General features: G+C 65.7%; 17 protein-coding genes. 9 read left to right on the forward strand and 8 right to left on the reverse strand.

Going from position 1 to position 19,106, the window contains the following annotated elements:
* Nucleotides 1–18: 18 nt before the first annotated feature.
* The 7 genes from J1C47_RS14155 to urtA all read right to left on the reverse strand — a co-directional run bounded on the left by J1C47_RS14155 (nucleotide 19) and on the right by urtA (nucleotide 6,717).
* Nucleotides 19–357 (reverse strand): zinc ribbon domain-containing protein, encoded by a 339-nt coding sequence (locus tag J1C47_RS14155; RefSeq protein ID WP_207351419.1) that lies wholly within the window; start codon nucleotides 355–357, stop codon nucleotides 19–21.
* 6 nt (nucleotides 358–363) lie between these two features.
* A complete protein-coding gene (gene fmdA, locus J1C47_RS14160) occupies nucleotides 364–1,593 on the reverse strand; it encodes a formamidase (RefSeq protein WP_207351420.1) in 1,230 nt (409 codons plus the stop codon).
* A 64-nt stretch (nucleotides 1,594–1,657) separates the two neighbouring features.
* Nucleotides 1,658–2,347, reverse strand: a complete 690-nt coding sequence (gene urtE, locus J1C47_RS14165; RefSeq protein ID WP_207351421.1) for an urea ABC transporter ATP-binding subunit UrtE — start codon at nucleotides 2,345–2,347, stop codon at nucleotides 1,658–1,660.
* Between the two features lie 10 nt (nucleotides 2,348–2,357).
* Nucleotides 2,358–3,101: an urea ABC transporter ATP-binding protein UrtD gene (urtD, locus tag J1C47_RS14170; protein WP_207351422.1), complete on the reverse strand. Its 744-nt coding sequence runs from the start codon at nucleotides 3,099–3,101 to the stop codon at nucleotides 2,358–2,360.
* An 11-nt stretch (nucleotides 3,102–3,112) separates the two neighbouring features.
* Nucleotides 3,113–4,255 (reverse strand): urea ABC transporter permease subunit UrtC, encoded by a 1,143-nt coding sequence (gene urtC / locus J1C47_RS14175; RefSeq protein WP_207351423.1) that lies wholly within the window; start codon nucleotides 4,253–4,255, stop codon nucleotides 3,113–3,115.
* Nucleotides 4,256–4,265: 10 nt separating this feature from the next.
* On the reverse strand, nucleotides 4,266–5,192 hold the full coding sequence (urtB, locus tag J1C47_RS14180; protein ID WP_207351424.1) for an urea ABC transporter permease subunit UrtB: 927 nt from the start codon (nucleotides 5,190–5,192) through the stop codon (nucleotides 4,266–4,268).
* A gap of 256 nt (nucleotides 5,193–5,448) precedes the next feature.
* On the reverse strand, nucleotides 5,449–6,717 hold the full coding sequence (gene urtA / locus J1C47_RS14185; RefSeq protein ID WP_207351425.1) for an urea ABC transporter substrate-binding protein: 1,269 nt from the start codon (nucleotides 6,715–6,717) through the stop codon (nucleotides 5,449–5,451).
* Between the two features lie 342 nt (nucleotides 6,718–7,059).
* Here urtA and J1C47_RS14190 point away from each other — a divergent pair, with 342 nt between their 5' ends.
* Both J1C47_RS14190 and J1C47_RS14195 read left to right on the forward strand, forming a co-directional pair.
* On the forward strand, nucleotides 7,060–10,422 hold the full coding sequence (locus tag J1C47_RS14190) for a hybrid sensor histidine kinase/response regulator (RefSeq protein ID WP_207351426.1): 3,363 nt from the start codon (nucleotides 7,060–7,062) through the stop codon (nucleotides 10,420–10,422).
* Complete coding sequence (locus J1C47_RS14195) at nucleotides 10,412–11,290, forward strand: response regulator transcription factor (RefSeq protein ID WP_207351427.1); 879 nt, start codon at nucleotides 10,412–10,414, stop codon at nucleotides 11,288–11,290. The genes J1C47_RS14190 and J1C47_RS14195 overlap by 11 nt, the downstream gene beginning before the upstream one ends.
* A gap of 159 nt (nucleotides 11,291–11,449) precedes the next feature.
* Here the strand turns inward: J1C47_RS14195 and J1C47_RS14200 are convergent, their stop codons facing one another.
* On the reverse strand, nucleotides 11,450–12,211 hold the full coding sequence (locus J1C47_RS14200) for an SDR family NAD(P)-dependent oxidoreductase (protein WP_207351428.1): 762 nt from the start codon (nucleotides 12,209–12,211) through the stop codon (nucleotides 11,450–11,452).
* 286 nt (nucleotides 12,212–12,497) lie between these two features.
* Here J1C47_RS14200 and J1C47_RS14205 point away from each other — a divergent pair, with 286 nt between their 5' ends.
* The 7 genes from J1C47_RS14205 to J1C47_RS14235 all read left to right on the forward strand — a co-directional run bounded on the left by J1C47_RS14205 (nucleotide 12,498) and on the right by J1C47_RS14235 (nucleotide 19,031).
* Nucleotides 12,498–13,655 carry a transporter substrate-binding domain-containing protein gene (locus J1C47_RS14205; RefSeq protein ID WP_207351429.1) on the forward strand — a complete coding sequence of 386 codons (1,158 nt, stop codon included), beginning with the start codon at nucleotides 12,498–12,500 and terminating at the stop codon, nucleotides 13,653–13,655.
* Nucleotides 13,655–14,314 carry an ANTAR domain-containing response regulator gene (locus J1C47_RS14210; protein ID WP_207351430.1) on the forward strand — a complete coding sequence of 220 codons (660 nt, stop codon included), beginning with the start codon at nucleotides 13,655–13,657 and terminating at the stop codon, nucleotides 14,312–14,314. Before J1C47_RS14205 ends, J1C47_RS14210 begins: the two co-directional genes overlap by 1 nt.
* Nucleotides 14,315–14,332: 18 nt before the next feature.
* A complete protein-coding gene (locus J1C47_RS14215) occupies nucleotides 14,333–15,574 on the forward strand; it encodes an urea ABC transporter substrate-binding protein (RefSeq protein WP_207351431.1) in 1,242 nt (413 codons plus the stop codon).
* 66 nt (nucleotides 15,575–15,640) lie between these two features.
* A complete protein-coding gene (locus J1C47_RS14220) occupies nucleotides 15,641–16,513 on the forward strand; it encodes an ABC transporter permease subunit (protein ID WP_207351432.1) in 873 nt (290 codons plus the stop codon).
* Between the two features lies 1 nt (nucleotide 16,514).
* Complete coding sequence (locus J1C47_RS14225) at nucleotides 16,515–17,591, forward strand: ABC transporter permease subunit (RefSeq protein ID WP_207351433.1); 1,077 nt, start codon at nucleotides 16,515–16,517, stop codon at nucleotides 17,589–17,591.
* Nucleotides 17,591–18,310 (forward strand): ABC transporter ATP-binding protein, encoded by a 720-nt coding sequence (locus J1C47_RS14230; RefSeq protein WP_207351434.1) that lies wholly within the window; start codon nucleotides 17,591–17,593, stop codon nucleotides 18,308–18,310. The genes J1C47_RS14225 and J1C47_RS14230 overlap by 1 nt, the downstream gene beginning before the upstream one ends.
* Nucleotides 18,303–19,031 (forward strand): ABC transporter ATP-binding protein, encoded by a 729-nt coding sequence (locus J1C47_RS14235; protein ID WP_207351435.1) that lies wholly within the window; start codon nucleotides 18,303–18,305, stop codon nucleotides 19,029–19,031. Before J1C47_RS14230 ends, J1C47_RS14235 begins: the two co-directional genes overlap by 8 nt.
* The last annotated feature ends 75 nt before the right edge of the window (nucleotides 19,032–19,106 follow it).

Consider the following 19,106-nt stretch of genomic DNA (forward strand, 5'->3'; position numbering starts at 1 on the left):
AGACGTCGATCGAAAGGATCAGTGGCTGATCATCCAGGGGCGCTTGCCGACGAAGGACTTGGCCGCCGCCGCCGGCGCCGCCCCGGCCTGCGACGGCTTCCGCCTCGCCGGGCCGCAGCAGCCGCAGCCGGCGCCGTGGCCCTTCGACGCGAGCGTCGGGGCGTTGGCGCTCCGCTCGTTGGTGGCGAAGGCCGAGCGCCTCGCGCCGTCCATGATCGACAGGCGCGGCGCCTGAAGGATCACTCGCCTGGCGCTCTCGCCGCATTGCGGACAATCGCAGGGCTCGGACGCCTGCGCCATGGGGCGCAGGCTGGTGAAGGACCCGCAGTCGTCGCAGGCATAGTCGTAGAACGGCATGTCGCCTCACAGATCCTTGGCGAGCGGCACGTCGATCGAGCCGTCGAGGAACTTCGTCGGACCGTCGGCGCCGGGCATCACGTCGAATTCGAAGATGTCGGTCGGCAGCCACAGCGTCGCGCAGGCATTGGGAATGTCGACCACGCCGGAGATGTGGCCCTGGCAGGGCGCGGTGCCGAGGATGGCGTAGGCCTGGGCGCCGGAGAAACCGAATTTTTTCAGATATTCGATCGCGTTGAGACATGCCTGGCGATAGGCGATGTGGACGTCGAGATAATGCTGCTTGCCGGCCTCATCGACGGAAATGCCCTCGAAGATCAGGTAGTCGTCGTATTTGGGGGTGATCGGCGACGGCTTAAAGATGGGGTTCTTGATCCCGTATTTCGCCATGCCGCCCTTGATGAGGCTGACCTTCAGATGCAGCCAGCCGGCCATTTCGATGGCGCCGCAGAAGGTGATCTCGCCGTCGCCCTGGCTGAAGTGGAGGTCTCCCATCGAGAGGCCGGCGCCGTCGACATAGACCGGGAAATAGATCTTCGAGCCTCGCGAAAGATCCTTGATATCGCAATTGCCGCCATGTTCGCGCGGCGGCACGGTGCGGGCGCCCTCGGCCGCCGCCTTGTCGCGCGCTTCGCCCGTCATCTTGCCCATATGCGCCGACTGAGTGGTGGGCAGCGCGGCAAGCTGGGGCACCCGCTCGGGCTCGGTGTCGAACAGCGCCTTCTCGCGGGTGTTCCACATGTCGAGCATCGCCCGATCCGGCAGGCATCCGATGAGGCCCGGATGGATGAGGCCGGCATAGCGCACGCCCGGCACGTGGCGTGATCTCGTGAACATGCCCTCGATGTCCCAGATCGACTTCTGGGCCTCGGGGAAATGCTCGGTCAGGAAGCCGCCGCCATTCTGCTTGGAGAAGAAGCCGTTGAACCCCCAGAGGCTGTCTTCCTTGGCGCCGATGTCGAGGATGTCGACCACGAGGAGGTCGCCGGGCTCGGCCCCCTTCACGCCGATCGGGCCGGAGAGATAGTGGACCTGCTCGAGCTCGACGTCGCGCACGTCTTCGGCGGAATCGTCGTTCTTGATCTGGCCGCCGGTCCAGTCGTAGGTCTCGATCTTGAAGTCGTCGCCCGGCGCCACCCAGCAGGCCATCGGAATGTCGGGGTGCCAGCGATTGTGGATCATCTCGTTGTCGTGCGGCGAGGTGGTCAGGTCGACCTTGATCAAGGTGTCGGGCATGCCGTTTCACTCCTTCGTGGGTGGTTTCGGAGGCTTTGCGTCGGTCGAGCGGCGCGAATGTCCGTCATACCGACAGGTATTTCGCGACCTTCGACTCATCGACCTCGGCAATCGGCTCGTCATGGACGAGCTCGCCGTTTTCGAGCACGAGCACCCGGTCGGCGATGTCGAGGGCGAAGGACAGGACCTGTTCGGAAACGACGATGGAGAGGCCCTTCTCGTCGCGGATTTTCTTGAGGGTGCGCCCCATGTCGCGGATGATCGACGGCTGGATGCCCTCGGTCGGCTCGTCGAGGAGCAGCACCTTGGGCCGCGAGGCGAGAGCGCGGGCGACGGCGAGCTGCTGCTGCTGGCCGCCCGAAAGGTTGCCGCCCCGGCGCTTGCGCATTTCCAGAAGCACCGGAAACAGCTCGTAGATGTCGCCCGGGACGGCGGTCTCGCCGGTGACGGTCAGGCCGGTCTCGATGTTCTCGCGCACCGTCATGGTCGAGAAGATCATGCGGCCCTGCGGAACGTAGCCGACGCCGCCTTTGACGCGCTCGTGGCTCTTGGCGTTGGTGATGTCGGCGCCGTCGACATTGACCCTGCCGGATTTCGTCGGCACCAGCCCCATCAGCGACTTCATCAGCGTCGTCTTGCCCATGCCGTTGCGGCCCATGATCGCGACGATCTCGCCGGGGGCGACGGTGAAGTTGAGCCCGTGCAGCACCTCGCTGGAGCCATAGGCGACATGCAGGCCGGAAACGTTCAGCATGGCTTCGTCCTCAATGACCGAGATAGACTTCGACCACTCTCGGGTCGGACTTGACGTGCGCCATCGTACCTTCGGAAAGCACCCGCCCCTGGTGGAGCACCGTGACCTTGTGGGCGATGTCCTCGACGAACTTCATGTCGTGCTCGATGACGATCACCGAGCGACCCTGGATGATGCGATGGAGAAGCTCGGCAGTCTTGACGCGCTCCGACACGCTCATGCCGGCGACCGGCTCGTCGAGCATCAGAAGTTCCGGGTCCTGGATGAGCAGCATGCCGATTTCGAGCCACTGCTTCTGGCCGTGGCTGAGATATTCGGCACGCTCGCTCAGATGGTCGGCGAGGAAGATCATTTCGGCGATCTCGGCGACGCGCTCGCGAACCTTTGCGTCGCGCTTGAAGGCGAGCGCGCCGAAGACGCTGCGACCTTTCGGATAGGAGATCTCGAGATTCTCGAAAACCGTCAGGTCCTCGTAGATCGAGGGGTTCTGAAACTTCCGGCCGACACCGGCATGGACGATCTGGTGTTCCTTCATCTCGGTCAGTTCCCTGCTCCGGAACCGGATCGAGCCGGCGGTGGCGCGGGTCTTGCCGCAGATGAGGTCGAGGGCGGTGGTCTTGCCGGCGCCGTTCGGCCCGATGATGACGTGGATTTCCTCCGGATCGACGTAGAAGGAGAGGTCGTCCACCGCCTTGAAGCCGTCGAAGGAGACGGTCAGGCCCTCGACCGAGAGGAGAAAGTCGTTGTTGGTCATGGCCCGGATCCTCACTCGGCGATGGCAGGCGTGGTTTTTCCCCCGCCGACGGGTCGCCGCCGGTGGGCGGGCCTGACGACGATGCGGGCGAAGAGCGGCTGGACGTAGCTCTTGTAGATGCCGGCGAGACCGTTCGGGAAAGCCATGACCACGGCGATGAACAGCCCGCCCATGGCGAACAGCCAGAGCTCGGGGAAGCTTTCGGAAAAGGTGGTCTTGCCCCAATTGACGAGCAGCGTGCCGTAGACCGCGCCGATCAGCGAGTTGCGGCCGCCGACGGCGCAGAAGATCACCATTTCGATGGACGGCACGATGCCGACGAAGGAGGGCGACATGAAGCCGACCTGGAGGGTGAACATCGCGCCGCCGATGCCGGAGATCGCGGCGGCGAAGCAGAAGACGAAGATCTTGAACGCCGCCACGTCGTAGCCGGAGAAGCGCACCCGGTCCTCCTTGTCGCGCAGCGCCACCAGGATCCGCCCGAGCTTGGAGGAGCGCACCGCGATCGACAGGGCGATCACGCCGAGAAGCAGGAAGGCGTTGACGAAATACAGGATGGTCTTTGCGGAATCGGTGCGGATGTCCCAGCCGAGCAGCGTGCGCAGGTCGGTGATGCCGTTGACGCCGCCGGTATAGCCCTGCTGGCCGATGATCAGGATCGTCAGGATCGCGGCGATCGCCTGGGTGATGATGGCGAAATAGACCCCGCCGACGCGCCTCGTGAACATCGCGAAACCGATGACGAAGGCAAGCGCGGCCGGCACGGCGACGATCGCGACGATGGTGAAGGCGAGCGAATGGAAGGGCTCCCAGAATGCCGGCAGGGCGGTGAGCTGGTTCCAGTCCATGAAGTCGGGAATGCCCGGCGTCGACTGGATCTTGGTCGCCTCCGGTGTCGAGGCCTCGAGCTTCAGGAACATCGCCATGCAGTAGCCGCCGAGGCCGAAGAAGATGCCCTGGCCGAGCGACAGGATGCCCGCCGACCCCCAGCACAGCACCAGGCCGACGGCGACGAAGGCGTAGGTGAGATATTTGCCGACGAGGTTCAGGCGAAAGGGATCGACGACGCCCGGCAGCACCAGGAGAACGAAGGCGGCGAGGACGAGGAAGCCGAACAGTTCGGTCTTCCTGGCGGCGTGGAATGGGGGTGTCATGGCGGCTTCCTCAGCGACGGACCTTGAGGACGAAGAGACCCTGCGGGCGCAGCATCAGGATGCCGACCACCGTCAGGAGGGTGAGAACCTTGGCCATCGAGCCGGAGAGGAAGAATTCGAGGGTCGACTGGGCCTGGGAGATGGTGAAAGCCGAAGCGACCGTACCGATCAGGCTGGTGGCGCCGCCGAAGACGACGACGAGGAAAGTGTCGACGATGTAGAGCTGCCCGGAACTCGGGCCGGTCGAGCCGATCATCGTGAAGGCCGAGCCGGCAACGCCGGCGATGCCGCAACCGAGCCCGAAGGTCAGGCGGTCGACCTTTTCGGTGTCGATGCCGACGGCGCCGGCCATCTGCCGGTTCTGGACGACGGCGCGCACCTTGGCGCCGAAGCGCGAGCGGAACATGACGACCGCCACGGCGACGGTGATCGCCAGGGTGATCGCCATGACGATCAGCCCGTTGATCGGGATCTCGATGATGTCGGTGAGCGGCAGCGAGCCCATCATCCATTCGGGCAGGGTGACGCCCACCTCGCGTGCGCCGAAGATGGTGCGGTAGGCCTGCTGCAGGATCAGCGACAGGCCCCAGGTGGCGAGCAGCGTGTCGAGCGGGCGTTTGTAGAGGAAGCGGATCAGACCCATCTCGACGAGCATCCCCAGCGCGCCCGATGCGAAGAAGGCGAGCACCATGGCGACGAAGAAGGAGATCGGCATCAAGGCCGGCGCCGCGCTCTGGAAGAAGTTCGAGCACATGTAGGTGACGTAGGCGCCGAGAATCATGAACTCGCCATGCGCCATGTTGATGACGCCCATCTGGCCGAAGATGATGGCGAGGCCGAGCGCCATGAGCACGAAGACCGAAAACAGCACCAGGCCGGCAAAGCCCTGCATGGCAAAGATCGATCCGAGCTCGCTCCAGGAATAGTCCGCGAACATCGAAGGCTCCGATCGTGAGAGCGAGGAGGAGAGGCTTAGTTGAAAGGCAGGATTTTGGTTATAGCCGACGTTTGGTACTGCCTCGTGGAGACAGATCGGCAAATATCGGACTCAAGAGAGCGCGATTCTGGTTCATGATGCTGGTGGATGCTTCGAATTTGATAGTTGGTACGACGCCCCACCCGACCGGGACTCAAACCTCAAATTCGCTCCACCAGCGGTCGCCCGACGACGCCGGGCGACCGCCGTCGTCCTGTTACTGGTAGCCTTCCGGGAAGGGATCTGGCTCCATCAGCTCCTTGGTCTCGTAGACCACCTCGTATTGGCCGTCGCTCTTGGCGTGGCCGACGCGGGTCTTGGACCACAGGTGATGGTTTTCGTGGATGCGCACATAGCCTTCCGGCGCCGTGGTCAGCTCGATGCCGGGAGAGGCCTCCTTGATCTTGTCGATGTCGAAGCTGCCGGCCTTCTCGACGGCGGCCTTCCACAGCCAGGGGCCCTCGTAGGCCGCCTGCGTGACGTCGCCGATCACCATGTCCTCACCCCACATGTTCTTGAAGGCTGCGACGAATTTCTTGTTGTTGTCGTTGTCCAGCGACTGGAAGTATTTCATCGTGGCATAGGCGCCCTCGATGTTCTCGCCGCCGATGCCGCGAATTTCATCTTCCGTCACCGAGATGGTCATGACCAGCGGCTTCTCCTTGGTCATGTCGATGCCGGCCGCCTTCAGCTGCTTGTAGAAGGCGACGTTCGACCCGCCGACGACGATCGCGTAGATCACGTCGGGCTTCTTGAGCTTGATCTTGTTGATCACCGAGTTGAACTGGGTATGGCCGAGCGGATAGTATTCCTCGCCAACCACCTTCAGGCCGAGGTGATCCTCGATGTGCTTGCGGGCGATCTTGTTGGAGGTGCGCGGCCAAATGTAGTCGGATCCGAGAAGGTAGAAGGTCTTGGCGCCCTTCTCCTTGGCAACCCAGTCGAGGCCGGCGATGATCTGCTGGGTCGCTTCCTGGCCGGTATAGATGACGTTCGGCGATTGCTCCAGACCCTCATAGAAGGTTGGATAGTAAAGCATGCCGTTATACTGCTCGAACACCGGCAGCACCGCCTTGCGCGAGGCCGACGTCCAGCAGCCGAATACCGCCGCCACCTTGTCCTCGACGAGGAGCTTCTTGGCCTTTTCGGCGAAGGTCGGCCAGTCCGAGGCGCCGTCCTCCTGGATGAACTCGATCTTGCGGCCGAGCACGCCGCCCATGTCGTTGATCTGCTTGATGGCGAGCTTCTCGGCCTGGACCGAGCCAGTCTCCGAGATCGCCATGGTGCCGGTGATCGAGTGGAGAATGCCGACCTTCACCACGTCGTCGGTGACCGCAAGGCCGGTGGTATTGACCTCGCCGGTCGGCGGCGTCTGAGCGTGACCGACGCCAGCCGCCGCCAGGCCGAGCGCCAAGGCGGCCGACCCGATCATCAGTTTGCGCCGCAGCATCGAGCGAGGCGCGCCGCCCTTGTCGTTGGTTTTCATCAAAACCCCCTGTCGAACAGTATTGCCGGAACGAATGCCAACCGAGCGACGCCCGGCGATTGACAAGAGGCAGGATCGCCGCCGATTGTGCATGGCAGCAATACGTCAAACTACGTATTTCGCTTCGATGGGGATGCAGCCAGGATAGCGCGTAAGAGTAGTCGAGCCGACCCCTTGGCGCCATCACAGAAGGCGCCAAGGTGATCGCCGACGCGTGATCTGGAACGGTTAAAAAACTACAGAGACAGCGCAACCAGGCGCGGTATTTCTTGAATCGAACATGCGCGGGCCGAGCATCGTCTTGGAGGTGGTCTGTGGTAGGACAGTGAAGGAGACCGTGTCTTGACGGCGCCTCAACGCATCCTTCGCGTGCGCCGCAACTACAATCAGTGGGTTGCAGACGAAACGCTGGAGGACTTCGCGCTGCGCTTCACCGCCAAGCGCGCCCGGCGTTTCACGCCCTTCCAGATCGCCATGACCTCCTGCGGCGGCATCTCGTTTCTGGCGCTGGAGGCGATCGGCGGCTCGGTGATCCTCGGCTACGGCTTCACCAACATGATCGCGGCGCTCGTCGTGACCGGTGCGATGATCTTCGCCGCCGCGCTTCCGATCTCCTACAATGCCGCGAAATACGGCGTCGACATCGATCTTCTGACGCGCGGGGCGGGCTTCGGCTATCTCGGATCCACCGTCACCTCTCTGATCTACGCCTGCTTCACCTTCATCTTCATGGCGATCGAAGCGGCGATCATGGCGATGGCACTGAACATGGTGCTCGGCCTGCCCCTGTGGATCGGCTACATCGTCTCTGCCGTCGCGGTCATTCCGATCGTCACGCTCGGCATAAGGCTGATCAGCCGGTTCCAGGCCTGGACTCAGCCGCTCTGGCTGGTGCTCAACTTCCTGCCCTTCGCCTATCTCGCCTGGCGGGGCGACCTTCCGATCGCCGAATGGACGAGCCATGCGGGACGGCGCGGCGGCGACGGCGGCTTCGACCTCGTTCTGTTCGGCGGCGCCTCGGCGATCCTCTTCGCGTTGACCGCGCAGATCGGCGAGCAGGTCGACTATCTGCGCTTCCTGCCCCGCCGCACGCCGGGCCGGCACCTCGCCTGGTGGAGCGCGCTGATCGCCGGCGGGCCCGGCTGGACGTTCATCGGCGCGGTGAAGATCCTCGCCGGGTCGATCCTCGCGATCCTCTTGATCGGAGAGGGCGTCGCGCCGGCGAGCGCGCAGCAGCCGACGCTGATGTACGAGGCGCTCTACGACCGGCTCTTCGCCAATCCGGCACTTGCCGTCGCCCTCACCGGCATCTTCGTCGTCGTGGCGCAGATGAAGATCAACGTCACCAACGCCTATGCCGGCTCGATCGCTTGGTCGAACTTCTTTTCGCGGCTCACTCACAGCCATCCCGGCCGGGTCGTCTGGCTGGTGTTCAACGTCGCCATCTCCATTCTTCTGATGGAAATGGGGATTCTCAAGGCGCTGGAGGAGATCCTCGGCCTCTACGCCATTCTCGCCGTTTCCTGGGTTGCGCCGCTCGTCGCCGATCTCGTGGTCAACAAGCCGCTACGGCTCTCTCCGCGGCACATCGAGTTCAAGCGCGCCCATCTCTACGACATCAATCCGGTCGGCTTCGGCGCCATGGGCGCCGGCATCTTCGTCGGGGTGACGCTGCATACGGGGCTGTTCGGCGAAGAGCCGGCGGCGCTCGCCGTCTATGCCGCGCTGACCACTGCGTTTCTCGCCGCACCGCTGATCGCTCTCCTGACCGGCGGCCGCTTCTACATCGCGCGACGGCCGCGCCAGGACTGGGCCGGGCTCGACACCATCGCATGCTGCATCTGCGAGCACGACTTCGAGCCTGAAGACATGGCCTTCTGTCCTGCCTATTCCGGGCCGATCTGCTCGCTCTGCTGTTCGCTCGACGCACGCTGCCATGATCTCTGCAAGACCGGCAGCCGGGTGCGCGAGCAGATCGTCGACGGCCTGCGGCAGCGGATCTCGCAACGGCTTGCAGGCTTTGTCGATTCGCCGCAGGGCCACTATCTCGCGGTGTTTTCCATCCTGATCGGACTGAGCGCGGCGGCGCTTTCGCTGATCCATTTCCAGACGACGTTGTCGCGCCAGGCCGATCCGGGAACCTCGGCGCTCGTCCTCGTCCAGGTGTTCATCGTGCTGGTCATCCTGATCGGCATCGCCTCCTGGCTGCTGGTCCTCGCCCATGAGAGCCGGCGCGTCGCCCAGGAGGAATCGAGCCGCCAGACCCTGCTCCTCACCCAGGAAATCGAGGCGCACCGCTCGACCGACGCCGAACTGCAGCTCGCCAAGGAGCGGGCGGAAGCCGCGAGCCTCGCCAAGACCCGCTTCGTCGTCGGCATGAGCCACGAGCTGCGCACGCCGCTCAACTCGATCCTCGGCTTCGCCCAGATCCTGGAGGACGACCCCGCGACGATCGGAAAGCACCGCGAGGGCCTGAGCGTCATCCGCCGCAGCGGCGAACATCTGGCCGGCCTGATCGACGGTCTGCTCGACATCTCACGCATCGAAGCCGGCAAGATCGAGATCTACAACGACGTCTTCAATTTCGGCCAGCTTCTCAACCAGATCGTCGAGATGTTCCGGCTGCAGGCCGGCAATGCCGGGCTCGACTTCGTCTACGAGGCCGACGGGCTCCTGCCCACCCATGTGCGCGGCGACGAAAAGCGGGTGCGCCAGATCCTCATCAACCTGCTGTCCAATGCGATCAAGTTCACCGAGACCGGGACCATCCGCTTTCGCGTCCGCTATCGCAACCAGATCGCCGCCCTTTCGGTCATGGACACGGGGCCCGGCATCTCCAAGCCGGATCTGGAACGCATCTTCGAGCCCTTCGAGCGCATCGAAGGCAAACGGGCGACCCCCGGCATGGGTCTTGGCCTGACCATCACCAAGCTCTTTGCCGAGATTCTCGGCGGCGACATCCAGGTCGAGAGCGAACTCGGCCAGGGTTCCGCCTTCCACGTCCGGCTGATGCTCGGCTCCGTCGCCGAGGACGTCGCGGCAAAGGAGAAGAAGCAGCGCATCGTCGGCTACGAAGGCCCGCCCCGCACCATCCTCTCGGCCGACGACGAGCCTGTCCACCGGCAGCTGGTCGAGGAGATCCTCTCGCCCCTCGGCTTCAAGGTGCTGACGGCGGAAAGTGGCGAGACCTGCCTGCGCATGGCCAAGCTCTGCAAGCCCGATCTTTATCTCCTCGACATCAACATGCCGGGAATCGACGGCTGGGAGGTGGCGAAGGCGGCGCGCGAGCAGAGCCCAGGCGTTCCGATCGTCATGCTCTCGGCGAGCGCCCGGCCGCCGGCCCGCGACCGCCATCTCTACGACGACTGGATCGCCAAGCCTTTGTCGATCCCGGCGCTTCTCGACGTCATCGCCCGGGCGCTCGCCGTGAAATGGCGTTTCGCGGGCGAACAGGCGGCCTTGCCGGAAGACGACGACCGCGACTTCGCGGCAGCATGCCAAGCGCATCTGACAACCGACGAGCGCGCCGAACTGATCACGCTGATCGATATCGGCTATGTGAGGGGGATTCATGCAAGGCTCGACGTCATCGCCAGCCGCAACGCCGATGCCGGCCGGGTGGTCTCGCGGCTTCGCGACCATCTCGGTCGCCTCGATTTCGGCGCCTGCCTCAGCCTCATCGCGGGGGGCGGAGATGGCGACTGACCGCACCGACGGACGCCTGGTCATCCTGGTGGTCGACGATTCGCCGGAGGAGGCGAGCTTCCTCGTGGCGACACTCGAGGCGAGCGGCATGTCGGTTCTCGTGGCGACCGACGGCGCGCGCGCCATCGCGATCGCCGAGCGCACCACCCCAGACCTGATCCTCATGGACGCCGTCATGCCGGGCGTGGACGGTTTTGCCGCGACACTCGGCATGAAGGCGAACGACAGGATCGCCGATATTCCGGTGATCTTCATGACCGGCCTCAGCGAGACCGAGCATATCGTGCGCGCCTTCGCCGTCGGCGGAGTCGACTACGTGACCAAGCCGATCAAGCCGGAAGAACTCGTCGCGCGGATCGGCGTGCACAGCCAGAACGCCAAGGTCAGCCGTTCGACCCGCATGGCGCTCGATACGACCGGACGGCATCTCTTCGCGACCAACGGAACCGGCGAGATCCTCTGGGCGACGCTTCAGGCCCGCGAACTCCTGGCGAAGGACGGGACCGCCCATGAAAGAGCGCTGGCGATCTCCCGCGACCGGCTGCGCGTCGGCGCGACGTTCACCCTGTCGGACGAACTTTCCGCAGCGGTGATCGGCCGGCTGGGCCAGAAGGAGTTTCTCCTGCGCATCGCCCGCGAAGGCGCGAAAGAGGAGGTCGAGACCCTGCAGGCGCAGCTCGGCGTCAGCGCCCGCGAGGCCGAGGTGCTGTTGTGGCTTGCGCGCGGCAAGGCGAACCGGGACATCGCCGATATCCTGAAGCTCAGCCCGCGGACGGTGAACAAACACCTCGAAGTGGTTTTCCGGAAGCTCGGCGTCGAAAACCGCGCCGCCGCGACGGCGATCGCCGTGCGTCACCTTTCCGGATAACGACCCCGTGCGACACGGCTGTCCGCATCGTCGAGGGCCGGCCCGGCCGAGGCGGAAGCGGCGCTGCCGTGACCCGCGGCGTTGTGCGGCGCTGCGGACCACCGCCGGACCTTCAGGCCGACCTGCCGGGGCCTCTCGTGGCTGCCTGCCGCGTCCCGGTCAGAACTGGACGCCGCGGGTCAGCGCACCGTCGATGACGAGGTTGGTGCCGGTGATGAAGCTCGCGGCGGGGCTGGCGAGGAACACGGCGCCGTTGGCGATCTCCTGCGGCGTCGCCATCCGGCCCGTCGGATTGAGCGCCAGCGACGCCTTGAACAACTCCGGATTGCCGGTCTCGATCTGGTTCCAGACGCCGCCCGCGAAATAGGTGTTGCCCGGCGAGACGGAATTCGCCCGGATGTTCTTCGCTGCCAGATTGTAGGCAAGGCCCTGGGTGTAATGGATCAGCGCCGCCTTGAACGCCCCGTAGGGGCCGGCGGCGAAGTCGATCTCGCGGCCGGAGACGCTGGAGATCGTGACGATCGACGCGGCATCGCTCTTTTCCAGGAACTCCATCGCCGCGGCGACCAGCCGGACGGTGCCCATCAGGTCGGTCTCGAAGCCCTTCTTCCAGCTCTCCTCGTCGGCGCCGACCGCGAGCGCGCTGACATTGGCGACGACGATGTCGAGCCCGCCCAGCGCCTCGGCCGCCTCCTTGACGAAGGCCGCCAGCGCCGGCCCGTCGGCGACGTCCACCGCCTTGCCGGTCGCGACGACGCCCTTGGCCGAAAGCGCCGAGACTTCGGCGTCGACATCCGCCTTGCTGCGCGCGCAGATTGCCACCGAGGCGCCCTCGGCCGCGAGCGTCTCGGCGATCGCGAGCCCGATCCCCTTGGTGCCGCCCGTGACGATCGCCTTGCGGCCTTGCAACTTCAGGTCCATGACCAGCCCTTTCCCGACAAGGAAGCGTCGGAGGCCGGGAAATCGCCCCGACCGCGCCCGCACATGCGTGATCCGGGCAGATTTCGGCGCCGGACGCAAGCGCTGCCGGCACGACGAAATTTGCCGACGGCAGCCGCTTGACAAGCCTCGGCAAACCCGGCAGCCTAAAACCTGTGCGCAGAGCAGCGTTGCTCAAAATCGCGCCGACGACGATCCTTCATGATTTCTGGCAATGTCGCCCTGGCAGCACGTCGTGCTGGCGGGGGCTTTCCGTTGAGTGCTCGAAATGGCGACCGTCCGCTATCCGATCGGCATCCTGTTCTCCGCCACCGGCTCCTACGGCACGGTGGGGCGGACGATGCTGAACGGCGCGCTGATGGCCTGCGACGAGGTCAACCGGGACCGGTCGTCCGGCGTCGAACTCGTTCCCACCATCGTCGATCCCGCCAGCGTCCTTTCCGCCTACGCGCCGGCCGTGGAGGCGATGCTCGACGCCGGCATCCGCCACGTCGTCGGCTGCTACACCTCGTCGAGCCGCAAGGACGTCATCCCGATCTTCGAAAAGCGCGACGCCCTGCTCTGGTATCCGGCGCATTACGAGGGCTTCGAGAGCTCGGCCAACGTCGTCTATACGGGCACGGCGCCCAACCACCACATGTCGCCGCTGGTCGACTATCTCGTGTCGCGCTTCGGCAGGAAGGCGTTCTGCGTCGGCTCGAACTACATCTGGGGCTGGGAGAGCAACCGGGTGCTGCGCGAGGACGTCACGCAGCGCGGCGGCAAGGTCCTGGCGGAGCGCTATTTCGCGGTCGGCGAGACCGACTTTTCCGCCATCATCGAAGCGATCTTCGAGGCGAACCCGGACTTCGTCTTCAACGCGTTGATCGGCCAGTCCGCCTACGCCTTCTTCCGCCAGTTCCGCCAGGCCTGCCTTTCCCGCGGCATCGATCAGAAGACCCGCTTTCCCATCGCGAGCTGCAATCTGTCCGAGCCGGAACTTGCCGAGATCGGCCCGGGGGCGGTCGACGGGCACCTGTCCTCCAGCGTCTATTTCGCCACGATCGCGACGCCGGTGAACCGCGCCTTCGTCGCCGGCTACCAGCGGAGCTTTCCGGACGGACCGACGGTTTCGGCCGAGGCGGAAGCCGCCTACATCGCCGTCCGCTTCCTCGCCAAGGCGCTGCGCGACGCCGGCGGCGGCGACCTCGCCGCGGTCAAGGCGGCGCTCGCCGGCCAGTCGCTCGAGGCGCCGCAGGGCCGGGTGACGATCGATCCCGAGACGATGCACTGCTATCTCACGCCGCGCATCGGCCGCTCCCGGGCCGACGGCCAGTTCGACATCCTCGTCGAGGCGGAACGTCCGGTTCGCCCCGACCCCTATCTGGTGCATGCCGCCGCGCCGCTCGAAGTCGTGGCGCAGCGGCCGATGCTGAGGGTGGTGTGATGGTGCCGGGCCGCTTCGTCCAGAACTTCAGCCATCGACGCGCCATCCTCGTCTCCAACGACGACCGGGCGATCGCCACGTTGACCGCGACGCTCGGCCGGCTCGGCCTCACCGTCAGCCACCGCCCGACCAAAGACGAGGCGGCCGACCTGTCGCAGGAACCGCTGCAGGCGGCGGAGGTCGTGCTCTTCGTCGACGGCGATCTGGCGCGGGCGCCGGTCCTGCCGCTTTCCGACGGGTCCGGCCCGATGCCGCGCGTGCCGGTGGTCGGGCTGGTCGGCGTCGAGGCGCCGAGCCGCCTGCGCGCGCTGATGCAGACCGGAGCGACGGCCTTTCTCGCCAAGCCCGTCTATGCCGGCTCGGTGTTCTCGGCCCTTTACCTCGCGGTCAACGAACACGCGGCCAAGGCGGATCAACTCGCCGCGATCGGTGCGCACGAGACGCGCCGGCGCCAGCGCCGCTTCGTCATCAAGGCGGTGCTGAAGCTGATGCGCGAGCGCGGCCTCGACGACGACGACGCGGCCTTCGCGATCCTGCGCCGGGAAAGCATGCAGGCGCGCCTCAGCATCGAAGCCTACTGCCAGTTCGTCGTGCAACGGAGCGCGGCGCTGTCCGAGAGCGGAGCCGACGGCCCTTTGATGAGCCGGTCCGCGGAATAACCCGAAACGGAGACGATCATGCAAGACAGAGCATCAGGCGTCCTTGCGGCGCTAGGGACCCTATTGCTTCTTTCCGGGGCGGCGATCGCCGAGGAGAAGGGGCCGATCAAGATGGGCGTCCTCGAAGACCAGTCCGGCGACTTCGCCGTCGCGACCATCGGCAAGGTCCACGGCATCCAGCTCGCGGCCGACGAGATCAACGCCGCCGGCGGGATCGACGGGCGCAAGCTCGAGCTCGACATCTACGACACCCAGTCGGACAACCGCCGCTATCAGGAGTTCATGCGCCGCGTCCTGCAGCGCGATAAGGTCGACGTCGTCTTCGCCGGCTTCTCCTCGGCCTCGCGCGAGGCCTACCGGCCGATCGTCGACCAGTTCAAGGGCCTCGCCTTCTACAACAACCAGTATGAAGGCGGCGTCTGCGACGCCAACATGATCGTCACCGGCGCCGTGCCCGAACAGCAGTTCTCGACGCTGATCCCCTACATGATGGAGAAGTTCGGCAAGAACGTCTATACGATCGCCGCCGACTACAATTTCGGCCAGATCTCGGCCGAATGGGTGCGCGACATCGTCAAGGAGAACGGCGGCACGATGGCCGGCGAGGAGTTCATCCCGCTCGGCGTCTCGCAGTTCTCGCAGACCATCCAGAACATCCAGAAGGCCAAGCCCGACTTCCTGGTGACGCTGCTCGTCGGCACCGCGCAGGCCTCCTATTACGAACAGGCGGTCTCGGCCAACCTCCACGTCCCGATGGCCTCTTCGGTCAATGTCGGCCAGGGCTACGAGCACAAGCGCTTCAAGCCGCCGTCGCTCGCCAACATGTACGTCACGACGAACTGGATCGAGGAGGTCGACAATCCGGCCTCGAAGGCCTTCGTCGAGAAGTGGCACAAGAAGTTCCCGGACGAGCCCTACATCAACCAGGAAGCCGAGAACTCCTACATCGCCGTCTATCTCTACAAGCAGATGGTCGAGCGCGCCCACTCCACCGACCATGACGCGATCCGCAAGGTGATCGCAGAGGGCGACGTCTGCATGGACGCGCCGGAAGGCCATGTCTGCATCGACCCGAAGAGCCAGCACATGTCGCACACGATCTATCTGGCGAAGGTCAACGAGGACCACTCGATCTCCTTCCCGAAGGTCTGGGACGACATCAAGCCCTACTGGCTCGGCGAGGTCGGCTGCGACCTGACCAAGGAGAATCCGGAAGCCCAGTACACGCCTTCCGACAACCCGAAGAAGTCGGGCGGCTGATCCGCGGCCGGATGCGGGGCGTGATCGTCCCGCATCCGGCCTCCGGCAATGCGATCGGGGTGCGGCATGGATTTCCTGAGCAGTCTCTTTTCCTTCGCCTATCAGGCCGGCGACGCCTTCGCCTTCCTCGTCCTGTCGGCCTGCGGCCTCGCGGTGATCTTCGGCATGATGGGGGTCATCAATCTCGCCCATGGCGAGTTCATCCTGTGCGGCGCCTACGTCTCGACCAGCGCCACCCATCTCGGCGTGCCGCTGCCGGTCTCCATCCTTCTCGGAACCCTCGTCGCCGGCGCCGTCGGCATGCTGCTCGAACGCGCGATCATCCGGCATCTCTACGACCGGCCGCTCGACACGATCGTCGTCACCTGGGGCGTCTCGATGATCGCCACCCAGGGCACCCTCATCCTGCTCGGCTCCACCATGCAGGGCACCGGCACGCCTTTCGGCAGCATCGAGGTCGGCGGCTACGGCTATTCCGTCTACCGCCTGGTGCTGATGGCGGCGGCGGTCGCGACGCTCGCCGTGCTGTGGCTGATCTTCACCCGCACGCGCTTCGGCATCCTCGCCCGGGCGACCATCCAGGTGCCGCACATCGCCGAGGCGCTCGGCGTCAACACCTCGCTGGTCTACAGCCTGACCTTCGGCCTCGGCGCGGGGCTCGCGGGCCTGTGCGGCGGGCTCTACGCGCCGACCATGACGCTCGTCCCGACCATGGGATCGGCCTTCGTGGTCGAGGCCTTCGTCACCGTCGTGGTCGGCGGCGCAGACATCTTTCTCGGAACCGCCCCGGCGGCCGCCATCCTCGCCGTCGTCAAGGCGGCGCTCACCTCGTGGGAGGGACAGCTCGCCGGCCAGATCGGCCTTCTGGTCGCCGTCATCATCGTCATCCGCGTCCTGCCGCGCGGGCTGACCGGCTTCATCCTGCGTGAAAGGGCCTGACGTGCCGTCGCATTCCTCCCTCGGCTCGGCGCTGCGGCTGCTCGAAGGGCCGCAGACCCTCGGCAAGGGCCCGGCCTTCTGGTCCGGCTTCGTCGTCGTCCTGGCGCTTGCCTGCATCTATCCGCTGTTCGCCGACGGCTACGACGTCGGCAACAACGTCTACTTCTTCAACTGGGCCTTCATGGCGCTGGGCCTCAGCCTGATCTGGGGCTATGGCGGCGCCCTCTCCTTCGGCCAGACCGCCTTCTTCGGGGTCGCCGGCTATGCCTACGGCGTCCTGACGATCAATTTCGGCGACGCCTACGGCTTCACCTTCGTCTCGCTCGTTCTCGCAACGCTCATCGCGGCGCTGTTCGCCGCCGTCCTCGGCTACTTCCTGTTCTTCGGCCGCATCAGCGGCGTCTTCCTCGGCATCGTGACCCTGTCGGTGACGCTGGTCCTCGAACGCTTCATGTCGCAGACCGCCGGGCCGGAATGGCACATCGGATCGGCGCGGCTGAACGGCTTCAACGGCATGGGCAACATGCCCTCGCTGACGATCCCCTGGCCGGGCGGCGACGTCGTGCTCTATCCCGACGTGCCGCTCTACTATCTGACGCTGGCGCTGCTCGTCCTCGTCTATCTCGCCCTGCGCATGGTGGTGAACTCGCGCTTCGGCAACGTGCTGGTGGCGATCCGCGAGAACCCGCAGCGCGCCGAGATGCTCGGCTACGACATCCGCAGGTACCAGCTCGGCGGCTTCGTCGTCGGCTCGGCGCTGGCCGGCCTCTCGGGCGTCCTCTACACGGCCTGGGGCAACTACATCACCCCCTCCTCCATGGGCATGACGCAGGCGGCGCTGCCGATCGTCTGGGTCGCCGTGGGCGGGCGCAGCGACCTGACGACGACGCTGCTCGGCACGCTCCTCGTGCTCGCCGGCTTCCAGGCGCTGACGATCTACGGCAGCCAGTATGCGCTGGTCGCCATGGGCTTCCTCCTCGTCGTCACCGTGCCCGCCGCCCCGTCCGGCATCATCATCGGCATCGGCTCCCTGTTCTCGCGCGGGCTGAAGCGCCGCAAGGCGCGGGAGGCGCGCTGATGGCGATCCTTCAGACCCGCGGCCTCGACAAGTGGTTCGGCGGCCTGCACGTCACAGACAATGTCGACTTCTCGATGCAGCCGGGCGAGGTCCACTGCCTGATCGGGCCGAACGGCGCCGGCAAGAGCACCTTCTTCCGCCTCGTCCTCGGCGAGCATCTGCCGAACGGCGGCGCGATCCTCTACGACGGCGCCGACATCACCCGGGCGAAGTCCTATCAGCGGATCCGCCGCGGGATTTCCGTGAAGTTTCAGGTGCCCGGCATCTTCAAGGCGCTGAAGGTCCGCCAGAACCTCCAGATCGCGCTTCAGGACCATCTGAGCGGCCACTCCCTCAACGAGGAGATCGACCGGCTGCTGGAGTTCCTGAAGCTGAAGGACGCCGCAGGCCAGCTCGCCGGTTCGCTCAGCCACGGGCAGAAACAGTGGCTGGAGATCGGCATGGCAATCGCGCTGAAGCCGAAGCTCCTGCTGCTCGACGAGCCGACGGCCGGCATGACCCCGGACGAGACCCACGCCACCGGCGAGATGGTGCAGGCCCTGAACGCCGATGGCGTCAGCGTGCTCGCGGTCGAGCACGACATGGCCTTCGTGCGACAGATCGCGCAGCGCGTCACGGTGCTCCACTTCGGCCGGGTCTTCGCGCAGGGCACGATCGACGAGATCGTCGCCGACGAGCGCGTCGCGGCGATCTATCTGGGCGAGACCGGCCATGCGTAGGGAAGTTCTCCTGGAAACCATCGGCCTGTGGTCCGGCTATGGCGGCAAGCCGGTTCTGCAGGGCGTCGACCTCGACATCCTCGAGGGCCAGATCGTCGCCGTGATCGGGCGCAACGGCGTCGGCAAGTCGACGCTGATGAAGAGCCTGATCGGTCTCCTGCCCTGCGACCGCGGCTCGGTGCTGTTCAGGGGCGAGACGCTGGACGCCGTCCCCGCGCATCGCCGCGCCCGGCTCGGCATCGGCTACGTGCCGCAGGGGCGCGACGTGTTCCCGCGCATGAGCGTCGCCGAAAACCTTCTGGTCGGCCGCTCGATCGACGCCGGGGGGCGCGGCGAGACCAGCGTCGCGGAGCGGCTCGAGCAGGTCTACGGCTATTTCCCGATCCTGAAGGAGCGCCGCAACCAGCGCGCCGGCACGCTCTCCGGCGGCCAGCAGCAGCAGCTGGCGATCGGCCGCGTGCTGATCGGCGCGCCGTCGCTGATCCTCCTCGACGAGCCGTCCGAGGGCATCCAGCCGAACATCGTCCAGGACATCGCGCGGATCATGGTGGAACTGAACGAGAAGACCGGCATCACCGTCGTCTTCGTGGAGCAGAACCTCGACATGATCCGCGCCATGGCGCAGCGCTGCTACGTCATGGACAAGGGACGGATCACCGCCGAGATCGGCGCCGACGTTCTGGAGGACCGCGATGCGGTGCGGCGCTACCTTGCGGTCTGACCCGCCGGTCGGCCGTCCGACCGCGGGCGCCCGACGGCGATCCGCCGCGCTCGACGACAACTCAAGCCTGAAGAG

This window comes from Jiella sonneratiae, assembly GCF_017353515.1.
GTDB lineage: Bacteria > Pseudomonadota > Alphaproteobacteria > Rhizobiales > Rhizobiaceae > Jiella > Jiella sonneratiae.